Annotated in this window: 8 protein-coding genes; 2 read left to right on the top strand and 6 right to left on the bottom strand. The window is 38.9% G+C overall.

The genetic code is table 11. The features are described from left to right. Nucleotides 1-6: 6 nt before the first annotated feature. Together ACLR96_RS00965 and ACLR96_RS00960 are read right to left on the bottom strand one after the other, a co-directional pair. Nucleotides 7-1,542: an ATP-binding cassette domain-containing protein gene (locus tag ACLR96_RS00965; protein WP_177268922.1), complete on the bottom strand. Its 1,536-nt coding sequence runs from the start codon at nt 1,540-1,542 to the stop codon at nt 7-9. Between the two features lie 398 nt (nt 1,543-1,940). Beyond that, nucleotides 1,941-2,822: a tyrosine recombinase gene (locus tag ACLR96_RS00960; RefSeq protein WP_177268920.1), complete on the bottom strand. Its 882-nt coding sequence runs from the start codon at nt 2,820-2,822 to the stop codon at nt 1,941-1,943. A 287-nt stretch (nt 2,823-3,109) separates the two neighbouring features. Here ACLR96_RS00960 and ACLR96_RS00955 point away from each other — a divergent pair, with 287 nt between their 5' ends. Further along, complete coding sequence (locus ACLR96_RS00955) at nt 3,110-3,664, top strand: stage II sporulation protein M (RefSeq protein WP_412265072.1); 555 nt, start codon at nt 3,110-3,112, stop codon at nt 3,662-3,664. Here ACLR96_RS00955 and ACLR96_RS00950 read toward each other — a convergent pair. The 3 genes from ACLR96_RS00950 to proB are packed head-to-tail and all read right to left on the bottom strand — an operon-like array spanning nt 3,630 to nt 5,824. Next, entirely contained in the window at nt 3,630-4,178 is a 549-nt protein-coding gene (locus tag ACLR96_RS00950) for an NUDIX domain-containing protein (RefSeq protein ID WP_207722965.1), read from the bottom strand. The two genes, ACLR96_RS00955 and ACLR96_RS00950, sit on opposite strands and share 35 nt — an antisense overlap. Further along, entirely contained in the window at nt 4,175-4,990 is an 816-nt protein-coding gene (gene proC, locus ACLR96_RS00945) for a pyrroline-5-carboxylate reductase (protein ID WP_177268916.1), read from the bottom strand. The genes ACLR96_RS00950 and proC overlap by 4 nt, the downstream gene beginning before the upstream one ends. Nucleotides 4,991-5,017: 27 nt before the next feature. Continuing rightward, on the bottom strand, nt 5,018-5,824 hold the full coding sequence (proB, locus tag ACLR96_RS00940) for a glutamate 5-kinase (RefSeq protein WP_177268914.1): 807 nt from the start codon (nt 5,822-5,824) through the stop codon (nt 5,018-5,020). Between the two features lie 162 nt (nt 5,825-5,986). On the opposite strand from proB, the gene ACLR96_RS00935 reads away from it, so the two are divergent. Continuing rightward, nucleotides 5,987-6,880: a YitT family protein gene (locus tag ACLR96_RS00935; protein ID WP_177268912.1), complete on the top strand. Its 894-nt coding sequence runs from the start codon at nt 5,987-5,989 to the stop codon at nt 6,878-6,880. Between the two features lie 56 nt (nt 6,881-6,936). On the opposite strand, the gene ACLR96_RS00930 is transcribed toward ACLR96_RS00935, so the two are convergent. Next, nucleotides 6,937-7,197 (bottom strand): stage V sporulation protein S, encoded by a 261-nt coding sequence (locus ACLR96_RS00930; protein ID WP_147593236.1) that lies wholly within the window; start codon nt 7,195-7,197, stop codon nt 6,937-6,939. Nucleotides 7,198-7,407: the final 210 nt, after the last annotated feature.

The raw sequence follows: 7,407 nt of genomic DNA, 5'->3' as shown, positions 1-7,407 counted from the left end.
GTACAATCACGACTTTGCCGATATTTCAACAACTCGTTGTATCCAGCCAGAGTAAAATGATTCTTCATGAGACACAAGCAGCACAGCTCCCTCAAACTCATCCAGAGCAGTTCTGAGCGCCTCTTTCGCCCAGATATCAAGATGATTAGTCGGCTCATCAAGTATAAGGAAATTGCATGGAGATACGGAAAGCAGACATATCTTTACTTTAGCCTGTTCACCCCCACTGAGTGTCCCTACTGACTGTGCGGCATGCTTACTTGAAATTCCACACTTTGCAAGGCGTTGTCTCACTTCTTTTACTGAAAAATGAGAACAAGTATCCGATATTATCTGAATGGGGCTCTTTCCGGGATCACGCCACGTCATTTCCTGTTGAAAATATCCTGTAACAGTCATCTGTGAGAAAGAAAAAGCTCCTCCAAGAGCGGGAATCTTCCCTGTTATGGTTTTAAGCAATGTAGATTTTCCTATCCCGTTAAATCCCCTGACTGCTACTTTTTCTCCGCCCTTTACCGTAAAACTTATATCTGTCAAAACAGGATAATGATATCCTACGGTAAGATGACTCACTTCCAAATGTCCGGAAGCAGGCTGGCCTACAGAAGAAAAATTAAAAATAGGTTTTATTTCTTTCTGCTTCGGAGCCTCCATAAGTTCCATTCGATCAAGCTGTTTCTGCCTGCCCCTTGCCATTCTGGATTTTCTTCCGGCAATATTCTTTCTTATAAACTCCTCTGTCTTTTTCACTTCTTTTTGCTGTGCCGCATATTGTCTCATATAATCCTGACGAAGCAAAGTTTTTTTCTTTGCAAAATCAGAATAAGAACCGAAATATTTATTAATTCTCTTATTATCAATATCAAGTATCCTTGTAGATATTTTCTCCAGAAAATCATAATCGTGTGATACTACCAAAAATGCTTTTGACAGATCTGATAAATATCCAGCAAGCCACGTTATATGCTCTCTGTCCAAAAAATTAGTAGGTTCATCTAACAGCAGCACATCGGGGCTTTCAAGCAGGAGTTTAGCCAATATTACTTTAGCTCGCTGTCCGCCGCTCAAGTTTTCTATAAAGCTGTCCAAACCCATAGCTGTCAGTCCCAGCCCCGATGATACCTTATCTATTTTAGTATCTGCTGAATAAAAATCTTCACGTTCCAGCTCCTCCTGACATTTTGCTGCAGCTTTCAGTTTTCCTTCATCGCCATTAGCCGCCTGTTCATAATATCTGTTCATTTGAGATTCTATTTTATATAACTTCGAAAAAGCAGATCTCAAAAAATCTCTTATGGTAACAAATTTTTTTATCTGCGCATATTGATCAAGATATCCTGTTTTAACACCGGGTTTCCACGTAATCATCCCCTCATCGGGAATGATTTGACCTGCACATATTTTTATAAGTGTACTTTTTCCCGTACCATTCTGCCCTACAATACCTGTATGTTCACCTCTGTTCAAAGAAAATCCGGTATCCCTGAACAGCAAATCATCTCCAAACGAATGCGTCATCGCTGTAATTTTTAATAAACTCATAACTAACAACCTCTCTATCGATATTTAATATAAAAAACAGAAGGTAGATGTCTCAGACATCTTGCCTTCTGCCAAACTCTTAATTCATAAAAATAACAAAAGGCTATGGATAAACATTGTCCATAGCCTTTAAATAATTAAACCGGTACGGGAAAATAAGCAATAATAGGAAACTGCTGCAGCTTACCTTTTAATCGCTGTCATTCCCGACGAAATCTCAGTACACTATTATGCACTGTACTCTGTACAATGTTTCATCGGATGTAATTGTACAGAGCTGATCTTCTTTACAGATGGTAGTTCATTATTTATATAAAAATTCATTATCTTTCTCCTTTTACCGTACCGACTATATCATAAAATGCATTCAATGTCAAATATATATTCTTTAATGCACATTATGCTCTTGGATGGGATTTATCATAAACATCCTTTATTCTGTTTTTCGTAACAGACAAATATACCTGTGTAGCCGTTATATCTTCATGACCCATAAGTTCCTGCAAAGTCTTAAGGTCTGCTCCGTTCTGAAGCATATGAACAGCAAAAGATGTTCTGATTATATTAGGAGTCAGCCTATGTTCTATCCCGGCCTTATTACCATACTCCTTAAGTATCTTCCACAGCCCCTGACGAGTTATACGTTTTCCGTAATAATTGACAAAAAGAGCCTTTTCTGCGGTATTCTCTTTTACAAGTTTTTTTCTTCCGTCATATATATAATCTTCCAGAGCTGCTCTTGAAGGTCTTCCCAAAGGCACTATTCTCGGATTGCTCTGCTCCCCTGTACATGTTATAAAGCCCATTCTCAGATTAATATCCTCCACGTTGGCTTCTATCAGTTCACTGACTCTGATACCGGTGGCATAAAGAACTTCCAAAATGGCTCTGTCTCTCACACCTTTTACTGAATCATCAGGAGTTGCAAGAAGCTTGTCAATCTCATCCATCTCCAGATATTCTATTTCTTTACGCTCTATTTTAGGTGACTTTATGTTAGCTGTGGGATTATTTTTCATAAGCCCTGCTTCTATCAGATAATTAAAAAAGGCTCTTACTGAAGCCAGCTTTCTGTTGACAGTCGCCGCCGATTTCCCTGCTATCTTGAGATTGTGAAGAAATGCTATTATTTCAGTGCTGGAAGTATCAAGAATATCCGACATACCTCTGGACCCTTCAAATGCCATGAATTCTAAAATATCACGGCTGTACGCCTCCAGCGTATTCTTAGACATTTTTCTTTCTTTTTGCAGGTATTCTATAAAATCTTTTGTATACATACTGCCCTCCCTGTCAAAATCAATGGTGACTATGCTTTGAATTATACTACTGATATATTAGGTTTACAATAATCAAATTTTATTGATTATCGAAATAAATGTATATTTATAAAGAATAAAAACAAACTCTTTACAGCTCATCCTGTTTCAATTCATGCTTTCCATACTTTAACATACTCATAAAGTTTTCTGATAATAATTATTGTCATAACACAGGTTTGTCCGTCATATCTTTTATATGAACTGAGGCTCCAAAGGGGCCGCTATATGTCATATTTGACAGATAGATGAAAGGGGACATACTTATGAAAAAATCAGCAACTATATTCATATTCATTTTTATGACAGGCCTATTTGCCGGAATATTTTTCAGTACGAATCTGTCATACGAAAATAACGAATATCTTTCTTCTCTGCTGCTTGCAAGCTTTACAGACAATGCAGCCGGTTTCGGTAAAATATTCTTCTCTGCTCTTGTATCTAATTTCATCCTAATGTTAATAATGCTTCCTGCTATAGTGACAAAATTTCTCTGCCCTATTCCGCCTGTCATTTTATGGTTTAAAAGCTTTTCCATCGGGTTCTGCAGCGGACTTGTATATCTCAACGCCAATAACGCCATACTGATCTCCCTTACAAAAATATTTCCCCCAAACTTATTTATTATACCTGCTTTTTTAATCATATCAACTGTTATATTCCACTGTTCCACGTCTGAAGCCATCAAAAAAAACAGACCTTATCAGGAAAATAAAAGTCTGCTGATTCTGACCGCTATTTCTGTCATTCTTGTATTGGCAGGCTGTATTACAGAATCAATATGTCACTCAGCTGCTCTTTAGCCATAAGAAGCCCTGCAACAGTTTTAGCATCTATGAGTCGGCCCTCATATGCCATCTTATAGACTTCTTCAAAAGGCATCTCAATTACATTTATTGCTTCATCATCATCAAGATCCTGCTCCCCTGCATTTAAGCCTGTCATAGCATACATGTGAATAACTTCTTCCGAATAAGCGACACTCGTATTTATCTTTCCGAGATATCTGATATTCTCTGCAGTGTACCCGGTTTCCTCCTTAAGCTCTCTTGCAGCTACCACTGCAGGATCTGTCTCGCCTTTGTCCACTTTTCCGGCAGGCAGCTCCAGTACTTTCATCCCACAGGCATATCGATACTGTTCCACCATGACTATATTCCCATTATCTTTAATAGGTACTACTGCCACAGCCCCATTATGTTCTATTATTTCTCTGTAGGCATAACCTTTCACTGCAGTTACTTTATCCCGGCGCACATTCAATATAGCCCCTTCATATATACGCTCGCTACCTATTTTCTTTTCTTCAAAAATCATTGCTTTTCTGACCCCATTTCAATAGATCTGTCAACAGCTGCCTGAAAACCTTCTTTTACATCCTCCATAAATCCGTTTTCAAATAACTTATTGACAGCTTCTATAGTTGTCCCATTAGGAGAACATACATTTATTCTAAGCTGCTCAACAGATTCCGGACTTTCAAGAACCATTTTTGCAGCCCCCAGTACTGACTGCGCGGCAAATATTCTTGCTGTTTCTGCATCCATCCCGTTTTTTACAGCCGCTTCTATAAGCGCCTCTATATACATATATGTATATGCGGGACTGCTGCCACTGACCCCTATTACGCAATCCATCAAACGCTCTTCTACAAACTCCGCTCTTCCTATGACCGAAAACAAAGATTCTGCCAGATTAAATACGTCGTCATCAACATTGCCGTTCCGGCAAATAGCAACCATAGCTTCACCTACTTTTGCAGGCGTATTAGGCATTATCCTTATAACTGCCGCGTCATTCCCCAAATAGCGTTCCACAAACTCCATACTTACTCCGGCGGCCATAGATATCACTGTCTTTTCATCTGTATATGCCGGAGCTATTTCTTTCATAACCGATTCTATGACCTGAGGTTTGACTCCTAAGACCACTATATCCGACTTCTCGCACAGCTGTCTGCCGCTTTCGCAGATAGTAAGCTGTGAAATTTCTTCCTTAGTCTTTTCACAAAGTTCACTATTCATATCAAATGCCAGCAACTGATTATGCCCGGTCTTTCCGGACTGCGCATAGCCGGATAAAATAGCTCCGCCCATATTGCCAATACCTATAAATCCTATTTTTTTCATAGTGATCACCTCATATTTATTAATCCACTATTTTCCTATAGTACCTAAAAATAACGTACCTCGTCCTTCCCCCCGAGTGCTGTCTCTGATAATATCATGCTTCGTTCCGTTAAGCAGTATCATAGGGATACCAAACTTGTTCACTCGAGCTGCAGCTTCTATCTTGGTACGTATACCGCCTGTTCCAAACGAGCTCTTTTCTCCTATACTTATAGAAGATATCAGCTCTTCTGCATTATCAACAGCCTCAATAAGAGAAGCATCATCGCTGTTCTTGGGATCTTTATCAAACACACCATCTATATCACTTAAAATTATCATTAAATCAGCATTCCAGAGAATAGCCGTAAGAGCCGCCAAAGTATCATTATCACCGATTTTGATTTCTTCAACACATACGCTGTCATTTTCATTAATAATGGGAACAACACCCTCATCTATAAGGGTAAATAAGGTATTTCTGATATTAAGTGTTCTGTGATGATCGTTAAAATCATCTCTGGTCAGAAGAATCTGGGCCACATGCACATCGTAATCGGCAAAATACTCTTTATAAGCCATCATAAGCTCTACCTGCCCGATAGCACAGAAAGCCTGCTTATAATTAAGATCTCCTCTCCTGTTCCATCTGTTTATAGCGCCAACACCGCATACCCCGGCCCCCGAAGAAACTACCATCACTTGTTTACCCATATCTATAAGGGAATTAACCTGTTCCACGATATTATACAAAACATTTCTATCAACAGTCCCATCTTCGGCAGATATAACGTTGCTTCCTATTTTAACCACTATTTTTTTACTGTTCAGAATACATTCTTTTAACTGTTCCATTTCTTTACTGCCTCCTACTCGACCAGAAAATTATACAACATAGAGAAGAAAAGGTAAAGGGGAGGCTTACATACAGTATTTCTGATTCATTGCGCAGCATAGACAGCTGTGATATACTTACTTAAAATTATAATTGTTTTAGGCTGCCAGAAGGGAAAATTAATGAAATCAAAAAATGAAACATGTGACCAGAAATTAAAATCTGACGTGAAAAAAGAAATAAAAATTCTGATTTTCGGTCTTATAGGAGCGCTTATAATGGCAGTAAACATAAAAAGTTTTGTACACGCAGGTGGTCTTTATCCGGGAGGCTTCAACGGTGTAACATTGCTTTTGCAGTCTATCTTCGAAAACTTTTTCGGTATAGCCCTGCCTTTTACTCCCATAAGTCTCATCCTTAATGCTGTTCCTGTTGCTGTGAGTTTTCTTGCTATAGGAAAACGTTTCACAGTCAATACTACTGTGATCATTGTCGCCACAAGTATTTTCACTGATATTGTCCCGGCCATACCTATAACACACGATATCCTTCTCATAAGTATATTCGGAGGGATAGTAAACGGCATAGCAGTGAGTCTCTGTCTTATAGGAGGCACCTCCACCGGCGGAACTGATTTTATCGCAGTTTTCTTCATGGAAAAAAAGAACACAGATGTATTCAACTATATACTTCTTGGCAATGCCATAGTACTTATAATAGCCGGTATTCTTTTTGGCTGGGACAAAGCACTATATTCTATCATTTTTCAGTTCACATCTACCCAGATGATACATCTTCTCTATCAAACACATAATAAAGTAACTCTGTTTGTAGTCACCGATCATCCCGAAAGGGTTTATGAGATCATCAGGGAAGTAACTCACCACAGCGCCACCGAACTCACTGCCACCGGTATGTATTCACAGCAGGAACGAGGCATAATATATTCCATTGTATCACGTACAGAAGCCAAGGTCGTCATAAGGCAAGTTCTTGAAAGCGACCCGCATGCCTTCGTAAATGTAGTAAAAACAGATATGTTCACAGGAAGATTTTATATGGACGATATACACTGAAAATGAAAAAAAGCCCTGCGCTCCTCCGGAGACAAGGCTTTTGTCTTTTTTTTACTTTATCTGGGTTCTACGATAAGTTTTATCGCAGTTCGTTCTTCCCCTTCAATCTCTATATCGGTAAACGCCGGTACCGATACAAGATCTATTCCGCCGGGTGCTACGAATCCTCGTGCGATAGCGATTGCTTTAACTGCTTGGTTCAATGCTCCTGCACCGATCGCCTGTATCTCGGCTCCTCCCTTTTCCCTCAAAACACCGGCTAATGCGCCTGCTACTGAATTAGGATTTGACCTTGCTGATACTTTCAAAACTTCCATTTTTAATTCCTCCATAAATTATTACAGTATTTTGTTGTTTCCCGGGTTCTCCCCTTTGTTAAATAAATTATATATCCTGTGAAGTTCTTTTTATATCCGATTCATTCGACATTTACGTCTAAAAATAGCCATAAAACAGTATTATTGAAATTTTTTCGACTTTTACTTGCTTTTTTCAAGCAAGTAACTTATAATTTATCTGAGGTTATC

Origin of the sequence: Lentihominibacter sp. (genome assembly GCF_046951855.1) — a bacterium.
Classification (GTDB): domain Bacteria; phylum Bacillota; class Clostridia; order Peptostreptococcales; family Anaerovoracaceae; genus Lentihominibacter; species Lentihominibacter hominis.
The sequence above is the reverse complement of the archived record's forward strand: the minus strand, read 5'-3'. Positions and strand labels throughout refer to the sequence as shown.

What these genes read in the sequence shown, in the direction of transcription:
- ACLR96_RS00965 (WP_177268922.1), bottom strand. Translation starts at nt 1,542, where the DNA reads ATGAGTTTATTAAAAATTACAGCGATGACGCATTCGTTTGGAGATGAT.
- ACLR96_RS00960 (WP_177268920.1), bottom strand. Translation starts at nt 2,822, where the DNA reads ATGTATACAAAAGATTTTATAGAATACCTGCAAAAAGAAAGAAAAATG.
- ACLR96_RS00955 (WP_412265072.1), top strand. Translation starts at nt 3,110, where the DNA reads ATGAAAGGGGACATACTTATGAAAAAATCAGCAACTATATTCATATTC.
- ACLR96_RS00950 (WP_207722965.1), bottom strand. Translation starts at nt 4,178, where the DNA reads ATGATTTTTGAAGAAAAGAAAATAGGTAGCGAGCGTATATATGAAGGG.
- proC (WP_177268916.1), bottom strand. Translation starts at nt 4,990, where the DNA reads ATGAAAAAAATAGGATTTATAGGTATTGGCAATATGGGCGGAGCTATT.
- proB (WP_177268914.1), bottom strand. Translation starts at nt 5,824, where the DNA reads ATGGAACAGTTAAAAGAATGTATTCTGAACAGTAAAAAAATAGTGGTT.
- ACLR96_RS00935 (WP_177268912.1), top strand. Translation starts at nt 5,987, where the DNA reads ATGAAATCAAAAAATGAAACATGTGACCAGAAATTAAAATCTGACGTG.
- ACLR96_RS00930 (WP_147593236.1), bottom strand. Translation starts at nt 7,197, where the DNA reads ATGGAAGTTTTGAAAGTATCAGCAAGGTCAAATCCTAATTCAGTAGCA.